Source organism: Clostridium lamae (assembly GCF_033043255.1).
Classification (GTDB): domain Bacteria; phylum Bacillota; class Clostridia; order Clostridiales; family Clostridiaceae; genus Clostridium; species Clostridium lamae.
Window position 1 is genome coordinate 70,376 of the sequence record NZ_JASCQJ010000009.1, and the last position, 18,921, is coordinate 89,296.

Genomic DNA, 18,921 nt, shown 5'->3' on the forward strand with positions numbered 1-18,921 from the left:
CGCGACGGAATAAGCAACCTTATATATCACACTTTTTTTAGAAATTCTTTAGTTATAGATGAAGTATTTCTTAAGATTTTAATTTTATATTAAGATTAATAAAAAATATAAAGCAAATAATAAGTACTAAGTAATTTAAGGAAAGCATTTTTGATAAAGCTAATTTAAATTATATAGTTTACTTTATAAAAGGAGAAAATTGATGAACAAAAATAAAATACAGATAAAACACTGGATATTTTTATTGATAGGTATAGTTGCAATTATATCTATAATTATCTATCTTAAATCAAGTGGAATTATGGGGTATATGTCATCATTAGAAGATTTTAAAAATTATATAGATGGATTTGGGAATAATGCTTTTATTGCATTTTTCTTAGTTCAGTTAGCATCGATTATTATTGCACCTATTCCTAGTAATATAAGTGCTATGGCAGGGGCCATGGTATTTGGAATGTGGGAGTCTTTCATTATAACTAATTTAGCTATAATTAGCGGGTCAGCGATAGTGTTTTTCTTATCAAGACTATTTGGAAAGACTTTTGTAAATAGGTTTGTAAGCAATAAAATTTTAAATAAATATGAAGAAATCGTAAATTCACCAAAGGGTGAAATGGCAATATTTTTAATGCTACTACTTCCATTTTTCCCTGATGACATAATAAATATCTTAGTTGGACTTAGTAGTATGAGTTTTAAAAAATATTTTATAATTTCAATACTTACAAGACCATGGGGAATTTTAATGGCCACAGCATTAGGTTCATCAAGTATAACAATACCTATATGGGGATGGGGAGTAATAGCAATAGCAGCTGTTATTGTAATAATTTTTAGAGGTAAAATAGAAGAAAAATTAACTAAATTAATAAAATCTATAGCTAAGAATAGTTATCAAAATTAAGAGCTCAGTTTAGTTTTTTATTAATTTAATTTATTAAATAAGAAGAATGTTAGCTAGTAAATTAAGATTGAGCTTTAATATTATAAATAAAAATCTGTATTCGAATTAGAGAATACAGATTTTTTTAAGTTTATGTTTAGAGAATCTTAAGTTTTATACAGTAAATATATTAAGATTTTAAAACTATACTGAAATTAATAAAAGAGAGTAAATACAAGGTGTTTAGTCTTTTGAGATTAGTAGTTCTATAGAGTCAGATATATTTTATAAAAGGAGATAGCAGATGAGCAATAGTAAGATACAGATAAAAAAATGGATATTTTTATTGATAGGGATAGCAGCAATTATATCTATAATAATATATTTTAAATCAAGTGGAATTATAGGTTATATGTCATCATTAGAAGAATTTAAAGGGTACATTCAGGGATTTGGAAATAAAGCTTTTATTATATTTTTCTTATTACAATTGGCATCGATTATTATTGCACCTATTCCTAGTAATGTAAGTGCAGTTGCAGGAGCAATGGTGTTTGGAATGTGGGAATCTTTTATTATAACAACTTTAGCTATAATTAGTGGATCAGCAATAATATTTTTCTTATCTAGGATATATGGAAAGGCATTTGTAGATAGATTTGTAAGTCCGAAAGTTTTGAATAAATATGAAGATATTATAAGTTCACCAAAGGGAGAAATGATAATATTTTTAATGCTACTACTTCCATTCTTTCCTGATGATATAATAAATTTCTTAGTTGGGCTTAGTAGAATGAGTTTTAAAAGATACTTTATTTTATTAATACTTACAAGACCATGGGAAATATTAATAGCTACAGCATTAGGCTCAGCAAGTATAACAATACCTCTATGGATATGGGGAATAATACTATTAGTATCTGTGATTATAGTAATCAATAGTAGTAAAATTGAAAAGAAATTAACGAAATTAATAAAAGCTATATGATTAAAGGAGTTGTATAATACAACTCCTATTTTTTATATTATCTATGAATTTATATAAATATTACCATGTGAAATAATATCTAATTGTTGAAGTTCAATAATTTGAACTATAAAAATAAAGAGGAGCTTGGTAATCCGGCGAAAGACAAACCAAGCTCCTCAAGTAATTAGCACTTACGTACCAACTGCTCAATCATAATAACATTAATTATATAAATAGTCAAGAAAAGTTTAAGTTTTTATTTATAAAATCTTTAGGTTTATAACAAAAATATATTAAGATTTTGAATTTAAACTAAGATTAATAAGATAAAAGGAGAGATAGCAAATGGATATTGGAGTTTTAAATCAATATTTTTCACAATATGGAATAATAGTTGTTTTTATAATAGTATTTTTAGAATATTTGAATTTGCCTGGTTTTCCAGCTGGAATAATAATGCCTCTTGCAGGGGTATGGGCCTCAAAAGGTGGAGAAAATATTGTTTTAGTAATAGCACTTTCTGTTTTAGCAGGGCTTTTAGGGAGTTGGGCCTTATATTTTCTAGGTAGATTTTCAGGAGAATTTATTCTTGAAAAGTATTTGAAAAAATTTCCTAAGCATGAAGCAGCTATCAATAAAAATTTTAATATTTTAAGGGAAAAAGGATCTATGGGAGTATTTATAAGTAAACTTCTACCAATGGCAAGGACATTAATTTCAATTCCAGCAGGAGTTTTAAAATTAAATTTTGTTAAATATACAGTGAGTTCAACACTAGGAATATTTATATGGAATTTTGTTTTTATAGGTGCAGGTTATGTATTTGGAGAAGCAGTATTTCAAAAATTAACTTTTTTATAGGAGGGATATAAATGAAAATAGCAATGTTAACTAATAATTATAAACCATTTGTTGGGGGAGTACCTATATCTATAGAAAGATTATCTAATGGACTTAGAGAATTAGGACATGAAGTTTATATATTTGCTCCAACTTATGAAAATCAAGAGGAAGAAGAGTATGTTATAAGATATAAGTCAGTCAGGTATAAAATTTCAGGTGGAATAGTTATTCCAAATATGTTTGACAAAGAAATAGAAGGAAAATTTAAATCATTAAATATAGATATGATACATGTTCATCATCCAGTAATTATGGGACAAACAGCTTTATATTTAGGGAAAAAATATAATATTCCAGTAGCATACACTTACCATACTAGATATGAACAATACTTACATTATATAAAACCTTATAGAGCATTAGAAGAAAATGCTAAGAAGAATGAGGAAAATTATCTTGGGGAGTTTGAAGATTCAATTTTAAACTTTGCTGAAGAAAAACTAGTACCTGGATTTGTAAGGTATTTTACAAATAAGTGTGATTTAGTATTCGCACCAACAAATATGATGAAAGAGTATTTGATAAATAATAATACTAAGACAAGAATTGAAGTTATGCCAACTGGATTAAATGAAAATTATTTCAAAGAAGAAAATGAAACTGTAAACGAAATAAGAAAAAAATATAAGGGTGATAAAAAGTATCTTTTTTGTACAGTATCAAGACTAAGTAAAGAAAAAAATATTGAATTCATTATAAATGGGATTAAATCAGTAAAAGATAAAATTGGAAACTCATTTAATACTTTAATAATTGGAGAAGGACCAGAAAAAGAAGCATTAATTGAAATGGTTAAAGAATTTAACTTAAAGGAAAATATAACATTTTTAAATAAAATTGATAATAAGGAAATTGGTAATTATTATAAGGCTTGCGATTTGTTCCTTTTTGCATCTAAATCTGAAACTCAAGGGATTGTACTGATTGAGGCTATGGCAGCAAAACTTCCAGTAGTTGCAATTAAAGCAAGTGGAGTAGTTGATATTGTAGTAAATGATAAAAATGGATATATGACAAACGAAAATATAGATGAATGGTCAGAAAAGGTAAAGGATATTGTAACTAATTATGAAAAAATGAATGAACTTAAATATGGAGCATATAATGAAGCTTTAAAATATCTAAATTCTAATATAGCAAAAAAGGCTGAATACAATTATGAGTACACAATAAAAGAATACTATAATAGAGGACTTAAATATGAACTTAAGGCAAACTAGAGAAATAATAATTAGTAAGCTATTTATAGCATATTTAGAGTTAGTCTTTAAAACAAGTAAAATAGTTTTAAATGAATTTAACTTTGATATTAATAATAGCATAATTGGATTTTGGCATGGAGATAGTTACTCAATGAATCTAGTTGTAAAAAAAATAATTAATGAGAAAGATAGACTAAATGTTATTGTCACAGCAGATACTAGGGGGAATTATATAGAAAATGTTTTAAAAAAATATAAAGTTAAGGCTTTAAGAATGCCAGATGGAATTAGAATGAAGTCATTTTTAAGGGATTTAAGATTAATTAGCAAAGAAGAAAATGAATCAATCGCAATAGCATTAGATGGGCCATTAGGACCATACCATATTCCTAAGAAAATAGGATTTTCTTTATCAAAGGAAGCTAATAAAAAGTTTATTGGAATTAAATTAGATTACTCAAATAAAATAAGTTTAAAAAATAGATGGGATAAATACTCTATTCCATTACCATTTACAACTATAAAAATAAATATTATTGATTTTGGAGTTGTTACATCAGACAATCTTATAAGTTTTAAAGATTATAGTGAAAAAATTATAAAAGCTCTTTAGAAATTTTTTAGAAATACCTATAGTATATCTTTAGGATTAAAAGATATACTTTGGGTATTATGATTAATTTAAAGAATTTATTGTATAATATAGATATACATTATTGTAAGGAAGAGGAGTATAACTATGAAATCATATAATATTTTAGTTGTAGAAGATGAAAAGGAAATAGCAGATGCTATAGAAATATACTTAAAAAATCAAGGGTATAATGTTTTTAAAGGATGCAATGGAGTAGAAGGTTTAGAAATTATAAGTAAAGAAGAAATACATTTAGCAATAATAGATATAATGATGCCAAAGATGGATGGAATAGCTATGACTATGAAGCTTAGAGAAAAGCATGACTTTCCAGTTATTATGCTTTCCGCAAAATCAGAAGAGGTTGATAAAATTATGGGACTTAATATAGGAGCTGATGACTACGTAACAAAGCCATTTACACCTTTAGAACTACTAGCTAGAGTAAACTCTCAATTAAGAAGATATTCAAAATATCTAAATTTAGTAGTTGACGAAAAAGTAAAGTCTAATAGCTTTATAATAGGAGGACTTGAATTAAATGCTGACACTGTTGAGTTAACTGTAGATGGTAATCAAGTAAAAATAACTCCAATTGAATTTAAAATACTTCATTTACTTATGCAAAATCCTGGAAGAGTATTTTCAGCTGATGAAATATATGAAAGAGTATGGAATGAACAAGCTATAAATACAGATACAATAATGGTTCATGTAAGAAATATAAGAGAAAAAATTGAAATTAATCCTAAAAATCCAAAATATTTAAAGGTAGTGTGGGGAGTTGGATACAAAATTGAAAAGCAATAAAGTAAGTAATATAGGTAGTTATATAGTCTATACATTAATATTAATTATATCCATTAGTTTAGTTAATTTTTATCCTGAAATAGAAGGTATAGCTAAAAGCAAAAAGGCACCATCATATTTTGATAATTATGATTTTCAAAGAAATTTATATGAGGGATCTTATGTATTATATAAGGATATGTTAGAAAAAGAGCAAAATAGATCCTTATATGGGGATGAAATTTTCTTTAAAGGATTAAATAATTTTTATGAAGATAATACAGAGGAATATAGATTTGTTAGGGATGACATAAATTTTGAAATCAATGAATGGAATACACGTCTAAAAAGAGATTTTAAAAATTTAGATTATTATGTTGTAAGTAAAAAAAATAATACTATAATTTCTAATGAAGATACTAACTTAAGTCAGCTTATATCTAATAATGGTAATAATCTAAACGAGGTTAATGAACATTATCAGTTTTATATCGTTATAGATTTTGATGAACAAGGAAATTTAAATATATTAAAGTCAAGAGGAATAAGTGATAATAGTATAAATAGATTTTTAGATTTTGGATGGACCAATATTTTTCATACCTCTATTAATATAAATCCGAGCTCTCCATCTAATTTAACTATAGTTTACGGAGTACCACAAACTTTAAAATATACTGATGAAATAAGTAGTGGAATTGATGGATCATATATTTACAATTATTCTAATACTATCTCATTTATTGATTTAGTATTATATGTACTCATAATATTATTAGCTTTATTTATTCCATTTAATAAAGAAAAGAATATTTTATTAATCAGAAAGGTAATTAAAATTCCTTTTGAGATATTAATAAGTATTATTGGAGTGATTACAGCCCTTGTTACATTTTCTCCTAATATAGTATATTGGACAATTAATAATCAATTAATTAAAGAAAGTATAGTAGACATTGGGGTACCATATAAATATATTGATGCATTATTATATTTGGGCAATATAGCTTATTGGTTTCTTCTATTAATAACTTCTTTTACAGCAGTAGTATTTATTAAATATATATTCAATAAAGGATTGAAAAACTATATAAAAGAAAATACAATAATATGCAAAATACTTAAACGTATAAAAGGTTTTTGGAGAAAAATATATACTCAACTTATTAATATAGATTTAAATAGTAAATCTAATAAATTAATAATAAAGCTATTAACTATTAATTTTATAGTTTTAGCATTAATCAGTACGTTATCATTTTTAGGGATAGGTGCACATATAATATATACAATATTTTTATTCTTCTTTTTAAGAAAGTATTTCCATGATATACAAAATAAATATTCAGTATTATTAAAAGCTACAAATAAAATTGCAGAAGGTAATTTAGAGGTTGATATAGAAGAAGAACTTGGGGTTTTCGAACCATTAAAAGGTGAACTTAAGAAAATACAAACTGGATTTAAAAATGCAGTTGAAGAAGAGGTAAAAAGTCAAAAAATGAAAAGTGAACTTATTTCTAATGTATCACATGATTTAAAGACCCCTTTAACCTCAATAATAACTTATATAGATTTATTAAAAGATGAAAATATAAGCAAAGAAGATAGAATAAAATACTTAGATACATTAGATAGAAAATCTCAAAGGCTTAAGAATTTGATAGAAGATCTATTCGAAGTAAGTAAGGCCACAAGTAAAAATGTTCAATTAAATATAGTTAATGTAGATATAGTTTCACTTATGAAACAAACACAATTTGAATTAGGTGATAAAATTGAGGAATCATCACTTAAATTTAAATGGAATTTCCCAGAAAATAAAATCATAGTGCCTTTAGATAGTCAGAAGACTTTTAGAGTATTTGAAAATTTATTAATAAATATAGTGAAATATTCAATGCCAAAATCTAGGGTATTTATTGATATTATTGATGAAGAAAGTTATGTATATGTTACTTTAAAGAATATGTCAGCAAATGAAATAGATTTTACAGCAGAAGAAATAGTAGAAAGATTTGCAAGAGGAGATAAATCTAGAAATACAGAAGGGTCAGGCCTTGGATTAGCAATAGCTAAAAGCTTTGTTGAATTACAGGGTGGAACATTAAATATAGAAATAGATGGAGATTTATTTAAAGTAGTATTAAAATTTAAAAAGTAGTCTTAAAGGATTGAAATAGTATATGTAAATATACTTGTTTTAATCCTTTTTATATTAAGATAAAATAAGTATTATTGACAATAAAACTAATAAAAGTTAATATATATTTATATTGAATATTTTAATCCTATGAAAAGAAGTAGTAGTTAAATAAAGCTTCAGTAAAGAGAGTTAAGGATGGTGAAATCTTAGCAAGAAGAAGTTTAATGAATGGATCTTTGAGGAATGAGGAGAAATCTTATGAGAGTATCTGATATGGTGGGCTGCACCTTATAGCTGATAGAGTATGCTAGTACTTGAAAATGAGTGGTGTAACTTTAAAGTTATGCAATTTAGGTGGTATCACGGATATTATACTCCGTCCTATTTATATAGGACGGAGTTTTTTTATTTTGGAAATATTATTTTTACTAATAGGAGGAGTATATATGAAAAAAGAAGTTATTTTAACAGGGGATAGACCAACAGGAAAACTTCATATAGGACATTATGTTGGTTCTTTAATTAACAGGGTAAAATTACAAAATACAGGTAAGTATAATATGAATATAATGATTGCAGATATTCAAGCTTTAACAGATAATGCAAGAAATCCAGAAAAAATAAGGACTAACTTCCTAGAGGTTTTATTAGATTATTTAGCAGTAGGTATAGATCCCAAAAAATCTACTATTTTCATTCAATCTCAGATACCAGAGCTTAATGAGTTGACTATGCACTATTTAAATTTAGTTTCATTATCTAGATTAGAAAGAAATCCAACAGTAAAGAATGAAATTAAGGAAAGAGGTTTCGAAAGTAGTATACCATCAGGATTTTTAATTTATCCTATAAGTCAGGCTGCTGATATAACAGCATTTAAAGCGAATGTAGTTCCAGTTGGAGAAGATCAACTTCCTATGATTGAGCAGACTAGAGAAATTGTTAGAAGCTTTAATAATATTTATAAAACTAATATATTAATTGAGCCAAAAGCAATTATTCCAGAGGGAATTTCAGCAAGACTTCCAGGAATAGATGGGAAAAGTAAGATGAGTAAATCATTAGGAAACACAATTTATCTATCTGATGATGAGGATACAATAAGAAAAAAGGTTATGAGTATGTACACTGATCCTCATCATATAAGAGCTGAAGATCCAGGAAGAATTGAAGGAAATGTCGTATTTACTTATTTAGATATTTTTTGTAAAGACAAAATATTATTAAATGAAATGAAGGAGCATTATAGAAGAGGAGGACTGGGAGACATAAAAATAAAGATATATTTAAATGAATTATTACAAGAAGAGATTAAGCCTATTAGAGAAAAAAGAAGAGAATATGAAAAAAATAAGGAGTATTTATATGATATTTTGAAGGATGGAAGTAAAGTGGCTAGAGAAATCACTTCCAATACTTTAGATGAGGTTAGAAATGCAATAGGGCTAAATTATTTTAGTAATTGACAAAGAAAAAAACTCCTTGCGGAGTTTTTTAATTTATTTTAATTTACAACTGTTTTAAATATCACCATTTTACTAAGCTTTAAATTTTCTTCTCTTGAATAGAAATACGAAGACTATACTTACTAATAATAAAGCTATATATCCAGATAAAGTTAAAATTGTACTTTTGACATTTTCCATAGTTGAGCTGGAAGGATTATTCATTTGGCTAAAACCTTGCTGTCTATTATTTGGATTTATTTCTCTATTACCATTATTTGTAGTATTATTTAACATCTGAACTTCATATTGTACATTTGTTGCGTTAGGATTTTGCATTTGAGTTTGCCCACCTACAGCATTTAGGGTTTCCATTTGATCTACTTGTGTTTGAATTTCTTCTGTTTGGCCACCAGGCATTTGACCGCCAGGCATTTGCCCGTCTGGCATTTGCCAACTTGGTATTTCACCGTCTGGCATTTGCCAACTTGGCATTTCACCGTCTGGCATTTGCCAACTTGGCATTTCACCGTCTGGCATTTGGCCACCAGGCATTTGCCAATTTGGCATTTCACCACCTGGCATTTGCCCCTCTGGTATTTGATCATTTGGCATTTGATCTTCTTGAATTTCATTATTTTCTATATTAGAACTATCAGTTGAGTTATTGTTAGGTGATTGAAAGTTCATCATACCACCTTGAGTACCTAAAGCAGTTAAATTAACTGTAGTTTCAATGGTTCCATAGGTAGTTGAAGGTTGGCTTCCATCAAGCTGTGCAGATATACTTTTTGCTCTATCTATTCCAAAGTTTATTAATTCAGGAAGAGAAGCTTCATATTCTTCGTAAGTATAAAATGCAGTAGCATCATTTTTAACATAATCAGCTATTAATGAATTTACTTCATTTATTGTTTCTTCATAAGTTCCATCATTAACGTAATCAACAATTTCTTGAAGATATCGATGATAGATTTCTTTATATTCATCAACTTCTAATAGCTTACTTATTAAAGGACTGTTTTCAAGAGAATCTGTAACTGGACTATCTATTGGGAAGTTTATAGCGTTACTAGCACTTCCTACGGTAAATCCACCAAAAGAAAGATTATAGTCCCAAGGAATTATCTCAAATACACCATCTTTTTCATAAAGATAGTAATTATGTTTCATATTAGATGCATAACTATCTAAATTTACAAGGAAGGTATTAACTGCAAAATATCTAAGTATTTCATCTACATTAAGATATTCTTCTAAATTAGTTCCTTCATTTAGATTTTTTATCATTTCAATAACTTTATCTTCATCAGATTCAGTAGTTGTTTTAAATATATTATTATTAAATATATCAGAATAGGATTCTTTATTATCATCAGTATAAACTAGGTTTGCACCGTTAGAAGAACCCATTCCTCCAAAGCCCATCATGCCACCTCTAAATCCATTTCCGTTAGTTTTATCATTTGATTGAGCATCAGAGCTTTCTATATTACTATCAGTACTAGCGGCAGAATTACCATCAGTTTGCTCATTATTCATATTAGGTGGAGCAGTAATTTCTCTATTTTCTCCGTTACCCATATTAGGAGGAGTGAAACCTTCAGGAACTTCGAAATTATTCATATTAGGTGGAACAACATTATCACCATTTTCAGAATTACCCATATTAGGAGGAGAAAAGCCTTCAGGAATTTCTATATTTTCCATATCAGGAAAATTGAATCCTTCCATATTTTCTTTGTTACCCATATCACCAATTCCATTACCTTCAGGTTTATATAGGTTTCCAGATAAAGAACCATAATTTCTTTCTATAAATTCTTCTTCAATAACTTCTACTGCAAAGTATAATCCCCATTCTTCACCGTTTATTTTTATATTTGTAAAGGCAAATGCAGGAGTAGGAACACCCATTTTTTCAAGTAAATCATATGAAAGATATTCTTTCATATATGTTGCATCTGACATTATATTATTTAATGAAATCTTACTTAGTCCATCTAAGGATTGTCCATCAATATATTCATCAAATTTTACTTTAAAGCTATATCTATCAGTAGTATTATCACCAGCAATCATAGCTAAACTAGAATTTCCTTTAGCTCTAATACCAACATTATAATACTTAGTTCCATTAACGGTAATATTAGCAGTTATATATTCTTCGTCTGAAGCATTCTCTAATAAATACTTCCAATTATCTTCATCAATTTCTAAATCAATTTCCGTTACTTGTTCTTTATTAAGAATAGTATCAACATAAGTGAAATTACTATTGGAACTAGTGATTTCAGCATTAACATTTTTGGAATTCACATAAATTATAGTAGTAAAAAATAGAGCTATAGCTGTGAATGTAGCAATTATAGCATTTATATATTTATTTGAAATCATTTTTTTACACCACCTTAAGGGTTAATTCATGTAGTCTCCATTATAGCTTACTAGAACAACGTTATTAACTCCTTCTATATTATTAATTTCATTTACGAATTTAGTTGACATTTCTTTTAATCTTATTTCAACAGTAATCTCTATACCATTACTAGCAGATACAGTTTTAGATTTTATAACATGTTTTTTTACCGATTTATTAATATGATTCATTGCTAAGCTTTCACTATTTTCATCATTACAATTTACTATTAATATATAAGGATTATCTGAACTCTTTTTGTTTACAAATACAAGCATTATAATTCCAATAAAAACAGAGCCAAATATAGCTAGAGGAATAAGTCCAGCACCAAGAACTATACCAGCGCTAATTGACCAAAAAACAAATGCAATATCTAAAGGTTCTTTAATAGCAGATCTAAATCTTACTATTGATAAAGCACCAACCATACCAAGTGATAAAACAACATTTGAAGTTACAGCTAAGATTATAAGAGTTGTTATTAAAGACATAGCAATAAGTGATACACCAAAGTTTTCAGAGTACATTACTCCTCTAAAAGTTTTCTTATAAACTAAGAAAATAAATAATCCTATAGCAAATGCAAGCGCAAGAGCTATAACCATATCAAGAATTGAGAATGAAGAAGCTTTTTCTAAAAAGCTTGATTTAAAAATATCATTAAAAGTCATTTTTTATACCTCCAAAATATAAATTATACTGTAAATAGTCGACAAGCTGCATATTTTGATACAGCAGTTTGACTGCGAATATTAGTTTGAATAAGATCCCTTATTATGTCAGGCAGAAAATTATCATATTTAATTTCTAATATTATTGGCCTTTGATCTATTAAACCTAAGGTTGGTAGATTAGCATCAAAGATATTTGTAGAATATAGACCGCTCTTTAGATTATTATCTATTGTTATTCTTACATTTCCAGCATTGAAAATATAAGCTTCTCTAGTATAATCAACTATAGTTTTAGGTTTAAGATATTGATATTTTAGCTTACAATAAAATTCTTTTAGTACATTATTATTGGAATCTTTTAAAAATTCTATATCTCCATTTAATATTTTTTCACATTCTTCCTTAGTTAATGGAGCAGAAGATTTATAACATAACCCATTAGATTTGCTTTTCTTTTCAAGCCTGATGAAAGAATGGTTATGATTATAGAACCTAATTCTAAATTTTTCCCTATTATTAAATCCATTAATTTTTTCCATTAAAGCTTTATCAGAATAATTATCAAAATATAGGCTTCGTATATGATAAATACCATCATCACCTGCATTTCTATCTAGCGTTGCGATATGTTTAAGCCTATTTTTTATAGATAGATAATCAGAGTAATTAATAAATACTTTAATTTCATGTCTTGGCTTTGTCATAAAATAATCACCTCCTGTCAAAATAATACTATTATAGTAACCTTAAATTAGTCTTAAATTTAATTTTATTTTAAGGTTTCTGTGGTAGAATTTTGTTATGGAATAATATAAAAAAAGTAAATCAGGATATTTCATATTGAAAACTATTGTGATTGTGGAGGTAATTATATGAAACTACTTTTAATAGAAGATGAAAGAGAATTATCAGAAGCTTTAGTTCAAATACTTACTAATAATAAATATACTGTTGATGCAGTTTATGATGGTGAAGATGGATTAAGCTATGGTTTAACAGATGTATATGATGGAATAATTTTAGATATTATGTTACCTAAATTAGATGGATTAAGCGTACTAAAAAAATTAAGAAAGGAAGGGATTTTAACTCCAATAATAATGCTTACAGCTAAAACTCAAATTGAAGATAGAGTTTTAGGATTGGATTTAGGAGCAGATGATTATTTATCTAAGCCTTTTGCAGCGGAAGAGCTATTAGCAAGACTTAGATCCATAACAAGAAGAAAAGGAAATTTAATAAATCAAAATATATTAACTTATGGAGATATAAGATTAAATATAAATACTTATGATTTAGATGTTAATGATGAAAGTATAAGATTAACATTAAAAGAATTTGAAATAATTAAATATTTTATGGAAAGGCCTAAATGTGTTGTAAGTAAAGATGATTTAATAACTAAACTTTGGGGTTTTGATTCTGAAGTTGAGTATAATAATATAGAAGTATATATTTCATTTATTAGAAAGAAATTAACGTATTTAAAATCAAAAGTAAACATAGTAACAATAAGAGGTGTTGGATATAGATTGGAGGATTAAGCTTGTTTGATAAGTTAAAGAAAAGATTAATATTGATTAATATGTCACTATTAACTATGGTTTTTGTTTTGATTTTTGGAACAATTTATATATCAACTGCTATAAGTATGCAGAGCGATTTAAAGCGTGAATTAATGTATACCATGTCTAGTCCGAAGAGGCCTATGATTACCTCTCCAATGATGGCTAGTAGTATAATCATTGAATTAGATTCTGATAATAATATTGCACAGGTTTTAACTTATATGGAATTAGATAAAGAGGCACTTCAAGAAACTATAAATGAAATAGTTAATAATGAAAATAAATTTGATAAAGTAAAAATAGAAGAAAGTAGATATGCATATTTAAAAGAATATACAGCTAAAGGATTAAAAATAGTTCTTATGAGTAGAGAGCAACAGCTTGGTACTCTGATTAATCTTTTAAAAGTATTTTTAACAATAGGGAGTATAAGTCTTATTTTACTATTATTTATAAGTATTTATCTAACTAATAGAACTATTAAGCCGATAAAAGAAAGTTTTGAAAAGCAAAAACAATTTATAGCAAATGCTTCACATGAATTAAAAACACCATTAACTATAATAAGAACAAATACCTCATTAGTATTATCTAATAGAAGTGAAACAGTAGAAAGTCAAAGTAAATGGATTAATTATATTAATAATCAAATAGAAAGAATGGCAAAGTTAATAGATGAAATGTTATCATTAGCAAAATTAGATACAGGTAAGGAACTAGTGGAATTTACATCTTTTAATATTAGTAAATTAATAAATAATGTATTGCTAACTTTTGAAGCAGTACTATTTGAATATAATATTGAATTACTATCTAATATAGAAGATGAGGTATTTATAAAAGGTGATAAAGAGAGTATAAAAAAGGTCTTTAATATATTATTAGATAATGCAATAAAATACACAAATAAAAATGGTAAAATAGATGTGAGTTTAAGTCAGGATAAAAATAAGATAAAACTGAAAGTTAAAAATACAGGAGAAGGAATAAAGAAAGAGGATTTAGAAAAAATATTTGAAAGATTCTATAGGGTAGATACATCTAGAGCTAGAGAAACAGGGGGATATGGCTTAGGTTTATCTATAGCTAAATCCATAGTTGAGAGTCATAATGGGAAAATATATGCAGAAAGTAATGTAGGAAAAGATGCAACTTTCATAATTGAATTTAATATATAATAGATTTATTAAGCATAAAATAACAATTGTATTATGGAGAGTTTTTATGAAAGATAGAGAATATATAGAAAAAGAAGCAAAAATGCTTTATAAATATATACTTGAGGATAATGAAAGATTTGATAATAAAAAGCAGCTTTATGCAAGAATATTTAATAATATTAAAAATACTGCAGAATGTGATATTGGAGGAATTGAAACTCTAGATTTATCGGCGAGTGAAATTAAATCAATAATCAAATACATAGTAGATAACTATAAAGTAGATTAGATTTTATTTTCCAAATAAAATGAGGAATTATTTCCTTAGGTAGTAAGAGAAAAAAATATGATGTTAGTGTGACTTGGAGCTTGCGACGGAACAGCTAACATCATATTTTTTCTCTATTTTATAGGATCATGATAAATGTACCTATTGTAATAAAAATTCCACCTATAACAGTTTTTACGCTAGCAGCTTCTTTTAGTATTACAAATGCTAAGATCATTGTTATTACTACACTAAACTTATCTATTGGAACTACTTTAGAAGCTTCACCAATTTGTAAAGCTTTGTAGTAGAATAACCAAGAAAGTCCAGTAGCTATACCAGATAAGATTAAGAATAGCCAGCTTTTTTGAGTTATGTTACTGATTTGATTTAGGCTACCATTAACTAGTACTATACCCCAAGCCATAACTAAGACAACAACAGTCCGAATTGCAGTAGCTAGGTTCGAGTTTATGTTTTCAATTCCTATTTTAGCTAATATTGAAGTAAGTGCAGCAAAAAAAGCTGATAGCAAAGCGTAGACAACCCACATATGAATTACTCCTTTAGAATTAATTTTTTCTAACAATTAAAAATTCCCCCAAATATAGTATAAATATAATATAATTATATAATATTACCAATTATAAATAAAGGTGATGTTAAAATTAGGAGCTATTTAAAAAATGAATATGAAAAAAATAAAAATATACATATATTATATACTTTAAGCATTATATATATTAAGAGACAATTTAGATAAAAAGTATAATATAATAATAAATAATACTAAAAAAACTATTAAGATTAAATAAAAAAAGAGGATAATAGTATGGCAGTATAGAAGTAATAACTGTATCAAATATTTGGAGGGGGTAGTATGGTATTATCAACTAATCCAGCAGTTAGACTATACGAAATTTTAAGTGAATCAAAAGAGTTTTGTAGTAATAATACTAAAAAGCAAAGTAGATTTAGAACGGTAGAGTCAGTCTTAGCCCAGGTTTTCGATTTAGACATAAACGATGACGAGAAAATATTTAAATCTATCATTCAAATTATTCAAATGATAGAGAATATTAAAAAACTCACTAATAAAATTGAAAGTAATTCAAAGGACGAATTAGTAAAATCACTTACTAATTTCGAAAAAAGAATTATGGCTTTAGGATTAGATGATGATATACACAAGCTAGACATTATAATTACAAAGGAAATATTGATATCTATTAATGGATTAGCATTAGCTTTGGATGTATGTAATCAATATAAAAGCGTTGAAGAAGAAAATTTAATTAAATTTAAAGAAAAGATTCAAATATTAATAGAAGAGTTAGAAGAAGTAGAAGTGAATGAAGAACTAAAAGATTTTATAAATAATGTACTTAGCGATTTATACCATAAGATAGAAGAATATAAAGTATATGGTATAGATGGATTAAAGATATCTATAGAGCAGGGGTTAGGAAGCATAATGCTTAATAACAAAATTTGTGAAGAGACTGCCAAGAATAAAAACTTTAAAGAAAGTATAAAGAAGGTTCTAAGTTTACTTACAAGTATAAATACAACAGTTTCATTTGTGAAAAATATAATACCAATTGCACAAGAAGCAAATAATATAGTAAATAGGCTTTTAGGATAATATTAATACAAAAAAAAAGTGCATATAAAATAGTTTGAATGCAGGAGCTGTTTTTAGCAGCCCCTTTTTCTGTTTTATTTATAGGTTGTATAAGGAGAAGGATCTTTTTCTCCAGTAGGAGTTTTTTCATTAGCTTTATTTTTAATCTGTTCATTATAATTTGGAGAAGTTGGATTTAAATTATTTTTATTATTATTTTTCATAGATTAACCTCCATTAGTTTAATATCAATAATTAGATTTTCCAAAATATAAAAAAATATTATATAATTTAATAAATTGAATATTAAGTAGGTGAAAATATGGATAGAAAAAAGATTTTTATTATAGAAGATGATAATAAAATAAGAAATGAATTATGTACATTTTTAAATAAATATGGTTATGAAACAACATATTCATTAGATTTTGAACATGTTGTGGATGAAGCCTTAGAAGAAAACTATAGTTTAATTTTACTAGATATAAACTTACCATATTTCGATGGTTATTATATTTGTAGAGAAATTAGAAAGAAAAGTTCAGTTCCTATAATAGTTGTAACTAGTAGAGATAGGGAAGTTGATGAGCTTATGAGTATGAATTTAGGAGCAGATGATTTTATAACAAAACCGTATAGTACACAAATACTTTTGGCTAGAATATCATCACTATTAAGACGAACTTATAGTAATCAAGAGTCAGAAATCCTAGAATACAATAATCTTGAACTAAATTTATCCAGAAGTGAAGTTGAATATAAAGAAAATAAAATAGAACTAAGCAAAAATGAAAACAAGATTTTATATGTGTTGATGAAGAACAAAGAAAAGATAGTTTCTAGAAATGAAATTATAGAATCATTATGGGAATCTGACGAATTTGTTGATGATAATACATTAACAGTAAATATTAATAGACTTAGAAAGAAGTTAGAGGAAATAGGAGCAGTAGACTTTTTAAAAACTAAGAGAGGGCAAGGATATATATTAATATGAAAATTATAGATTTTTTTAAAGAAAGAATATTATTTATATTTATTAATATATTAATTTTAGTATTTACAGCAGGGTTACTTAGTGTTTTAAAAGTAGACTTCTATGCAATTGTATTTATATTTGCAATAAATTTAATAGGAATATTAGTTTATCATATATATGACTACTTTAATAGAAAAAGGTATTATGAGGATTTACTTATGAATTTAGAATCTTTAGATAAGAAATACTTGATTGCTGATATTACAAAAGAAGGAAGCTTTCTAGAAAGTAAAATTTTATATTATATATTAAATGAAGTAACTAAATCAATGAAGGATGATATAGCAGCTTTTAGAATAAATAATAAGGAATACAGAGAATATATTGAACTTTGGGTTCATGAAGTAAAAACTCCAATAGCCAGTAGCAAGCTTATTATTGAAAATAATAAATCAGAATTAACTGAAAGTATAGATGAAGAAATTACTAAGGTAGAAAGCTACATAGAACAGGCATTATTTTATGCTAGAAGCAATGACTTAGAAAAGGATTATATTATTAAAGAGCTTGATTTAAGATCTATTGTCAATAAAGTAATAAGAAGAAATTCAAAGTTATTAATTGAAAAGAGAATTAAAATTGAAACCTTAGACTTAGAAAAAATAGTTTATACAGATAGCAAGTGGATAGAATTTATTTTAAATCAAATAGTATCGAATTCAATTAAATATATTGATAATGATAAGCTAGAAAGTAAAATCAAGTTTTATACAATGAATATTGGAGAAAATGTAGTCCTATACATTGAAGATACTGGAATTGGAATGAATGAAAGAGATGTGATTAAAGCCTTTGAAAAAGGATATACAGGAGAAAATGGACGTAAGTATGGAAAATCTACTGGAATAGGATTATACCTATGTAAAAAGTTGACACAGAAGCTTGGTTTAGGAATTAATATTGAGTCAGAAATTAAAAAAGGAACTAAAGTATTAATAACCTTTCCTATTAATAAGATGATGTTATTTAAATAGATGGATAATATCATATTGTTTTCTCCGTATCAGGCTCGAAGTCGACAGAACATAATATTAGCCCTCTTTCTATACGGAAGGAAGAAATTCTAAGTTAACGCAATATGATTTTAGATACTCCTATCAAATATTTGGTAAAAATGTTATGATAGTTTTAATAAAAAAATAAGGCATGAATTATAAGTATTCTTTTGAAGAAAATTGGCAACCTAAAAAT

Annotated in this window: 19 protein-coding genes and 1 other annotated feature; of the genes, 14 read left to right on the forward strand and 5 right to left on the reverse strand. The window is 26.3% G+C overall.

Annotated elements, in window-relative coordinates:
* Positions 1 to 202: 202 nt before the first annotated feature.
* The 8 genes from QK892_RS06810 to trpS all read left to right on the forward strand — a co-directional run bounded on the left by QK892_RS06810 (position 203) and on the right by trpS (position 8,996).
* Positions 203 to 907, forward strand: a complete 705-nt coding sequence (locus QK892_RS06810; RefSeq protein WP_317272785.1) for a TVP38/TMEM64 family protein — start codon at positions 203 to 205, stop codon at positions 905 to 907.
* A gap of 283 nt (positions 908 to 1,190) precedes the next feature.
* The gene (locus QK892_RS06815) at positions 1,191 to 1,874 is read left to right on the forward strand and encodes a TVP38/TMEM64 family protein (protein WP_317272786.1); all 684 of its coding nucleotides are present in this window, start codon (positions 1,191 to 1,193) and stop codon (positions 1,872 to 1,874) included.
* A 327-nt stretch (positions 1,875 to 2,201) separates the two neighbouring features.
* Positions 2,202 to 2,717 (forward strand): DedA family protein, encoded by a 516-nt coding sequence (locus QK892_RS06820; RefSeq protein WP_317272787.1) that lies wholly within the window; start codon positions 2,202 to 2,204, stop codon positions 2,715 to 2,717.
* An 11-nt stretch (positions 2,718 to 2,728) separates the two neighbouring features.
* Entirely contained in the window at positions 2,729 to 3,979 is a 1,251-nt protein-coding gene (locus QK892_RS06825; RefSeq protein ID WP_317272788.1) for a glycosyltransferase, read from the forward strand.
* A complete protein-coding gene (locus QK892_RS06830) occupies positions 3,960 to 4,574 on the forward strand; it encodes a hypothetical protein (RefSeq protein WP_317272789.1) in 615 nt (204 codons plus the stop codon). The genes QK892_RS06825 and QK892_RS06830 overlap by 20 nt, the downstream gene beginning before the upstream one ends.
* A gap of 126 nt (positions 4,575 to 4,700) precedes the next feature.
* On the forward strand, positions 4,701 to 5,405 hold the full coding sequence (locus QK892_RS06835; protein ID WP_317272790.1) for a response regulator transcription factor: 705 nt from the start codon (positions 4,701 to 4,703) through the stop codon (positions 5,403 to 5,405).
* Positions 5,392 to 7,548: a sensor histidine kinase gene (locus tag QK892_RS06840; protein ID WP_317272791.1), complete on the forward strand. Its 2,157-nt coding sequence runs from the start codon at positions 5,392 to 5,394 to the stop codon at positions 7,546 to 7,548. The genes QK892_RS06835 and QK892_RS06840 overlap by 14 nt, the downstream gene beginning before the upstream one ends.
* A 120-nt stretch (positions 7,549 to 7,668) precedes the next feature.
* Positions 7,669 to 7,917 (forward strand) — a binding site (T-box leader).
* A gap of 59 nt (positions 7,918 to 7,976) precedes the next feature.
* Entirely contained in the window at positions 7,977 to 8,996 is a 1,020-nt protein-coding gene (trpS, locus tag QK892_RS06845; RefSeq protein ID WP_317272792.1) for a tryptophan--tRNA ligase, read from the forward strand.
* A gap of 72 nt (positions 8,997 to 9,068) precedes the next feature.
* Here the strand turns inward: trpS and QK892_RS06850 are convergent, their stop codons facing one another.
* From QK892_RS06850 to QK892_RS06860, 3 genes are read right to left on the reverse strand one after another with little or no spacing between them, the layout of a single operon-like run.
* On the reverse strand, positions 9,069 to 11,372 hold the full coding sequence (locus QK892_RS06850) for a CotH kinase family protein (protein ID WP_317272793.1): 2,304 nt from the start codon (positions 11,370 to 11,372) through the stop codon (positions 9,069 to 9,071).
* 21 nt (positions 11,373 to 11,393) lie between these two features.
* Positions 11,394 to 12,068, reverse strand: coding sequence for a DUF4956 domain-containing protein (locus QK892_RS06855; RefSeq protein WP_317272794.1), 675 nt, complete (start codon positions 12,066 to 12,068; stop codon positions 11,394 to 11,396).
* A 23-nt stretch (positions 12,069 to 12,091) separates the two neighbouring features.
* The gene (locus QK892_RS06860; RefSeq protein WP_317272795.1) at positions 12,092 to 12,775 is read right to left on the reverse strand and encodes a polyphosphate polymerase domain-containing protein; all 684 of its coding nucleotides are present in this window, start codon (positions 12,773 to 12,775) and stop codon (positions 12,092 to 12,094) included.
* Between the two features lie 168 nt (positions 12,776 to 12,943).
* Here QK892_RS06860 and QK892_RS06865 point away from each other — a divergent pair, with 168 nt between their 5' ends.
* Genes QK892_RS06865 through QK892_RS06875 form a run of 3 tightly spaced genes read left to right on the forward strand, consistent with a single transcriptional unit; the run spans position 12,944 to position 15,088 of the window.
* Positions 12,944 to 13,615 (forward strand): response regulator transcription factor, encoded by a 672-nt coding sequence (locus tag QK892_RS06865; RefSeq protein ID WP_317272796.1) that lies wholly within the window; start codon positions 12,944 to 12,946, stop codon positions 13,613 to 13,615.
* Between the two features lie 2 nt (positions 13,616 to 13,617).
* Entirely contained in the window at positions 13,618 to 14,817 is a 1,200-nt protein-coding gene (locus QK892_RS06870; RefSeq protein WP_317272797.1) for a sensor histidine kinase, read from the forward strand.
* Between the two features lie 46 nt (positions 14,818 to 14,863).
* Positions 14,864 to 15,088, forward strand: coding sequence for a hypothetical protein (locus QK892_RS06875; RefSeq protein WP_317272798.1), 225 nt, complete (start codon positions 14,864 to 14,866; stop codon positions 15,086 to 15,088).
* Between the two features lie 118 nt (positions 15,089 to 15,206).
* Here QK892_RS06875 and QK892_RS06880 read toward each other — a convergent pair whose 3' ends face one another.
* A complete protein-coding gene (locus tag QK892_RS06880; RefSeq protein ID WP_317272819.1) occupies positions 15,207 to 15,620 on the reverse strand; it encodes an EamA family transporter in 414 nt (137 codons plus the stop codon).
* Between the two features lie 327 nt (positions 15,621 to 15,947).
* Here QK892_RS06880 and QK892_RS06885 point away from each other — a divergent pair, with 327 nt between their 5' ends.
* Positions 15,948 to 16,712 carry a hypothetical protein gene (locus tag QK892_RS06885; RefSeq protein ID WP_317272799.1) on the forward strand — a complete coding sequence of 255 codons (765 nt, stop codon included), beginning with the start codon at positions 15,948 to 15,950 and terminating at the stop codon, positions 16,710 to 16,712.
* A 74-nt stretch (positions 16,713 to 16,786) separates the two neighbouring features.
* Here QK892_RS06885 and QK892_RS06890 read toward each other — a convergent pair whose 3' ends face one another.
* The gene (locus QK892_RS06890; RefSeq protein WP_317272800.1) at positions 16,787 to 16,915 is read right to left on the reverse strand and encodes a hypothetical protein; all 129 of its coding nucleotides are present in this window, start codon (positions 16,913 to 16,915) and stop codon (positions 16,787 to 16,789) included.
* A 98-nt stretch (positions 16,916 to 17,013) separates the two neighbouring features.
* On the opposite strand from QK892_RS06890, the gene QK892_RS06895 reads away from it, so the two are divergent.
* Together QK892_RS06895 and QK892_RS06900 are read left to right on the forward strand one after the other, a co-directional pair.
* On the forward strand, positions 17,014 to 17,688 hold the full coding sequence (locus tag QK892_RS06895; RefSeq protein ID WP_317272801.1) for a response regulator transcription factor: 675 nt from the start codon (positions 17,014 to 17,016) through the stop codon (positions 17,686 to 17,688).
* Positions 17,685 to 18,704, forward strand: a complete 1,020-nt coding sequence (locus QK892_RS06900) for a sensor histidine kinase (RefSeq protein WP_317272802.1) — start codon at positions 17,685 to 17,687, stop codon at positions 18,702 to 18,704. The genes QK892_RS06895 and QK892_RS06900 overlap by 4 nt, the downstream gene beginning before the upstream one ends.
* Positions 18,705 to 18,921: the final 217 nt, after the last annotated feature.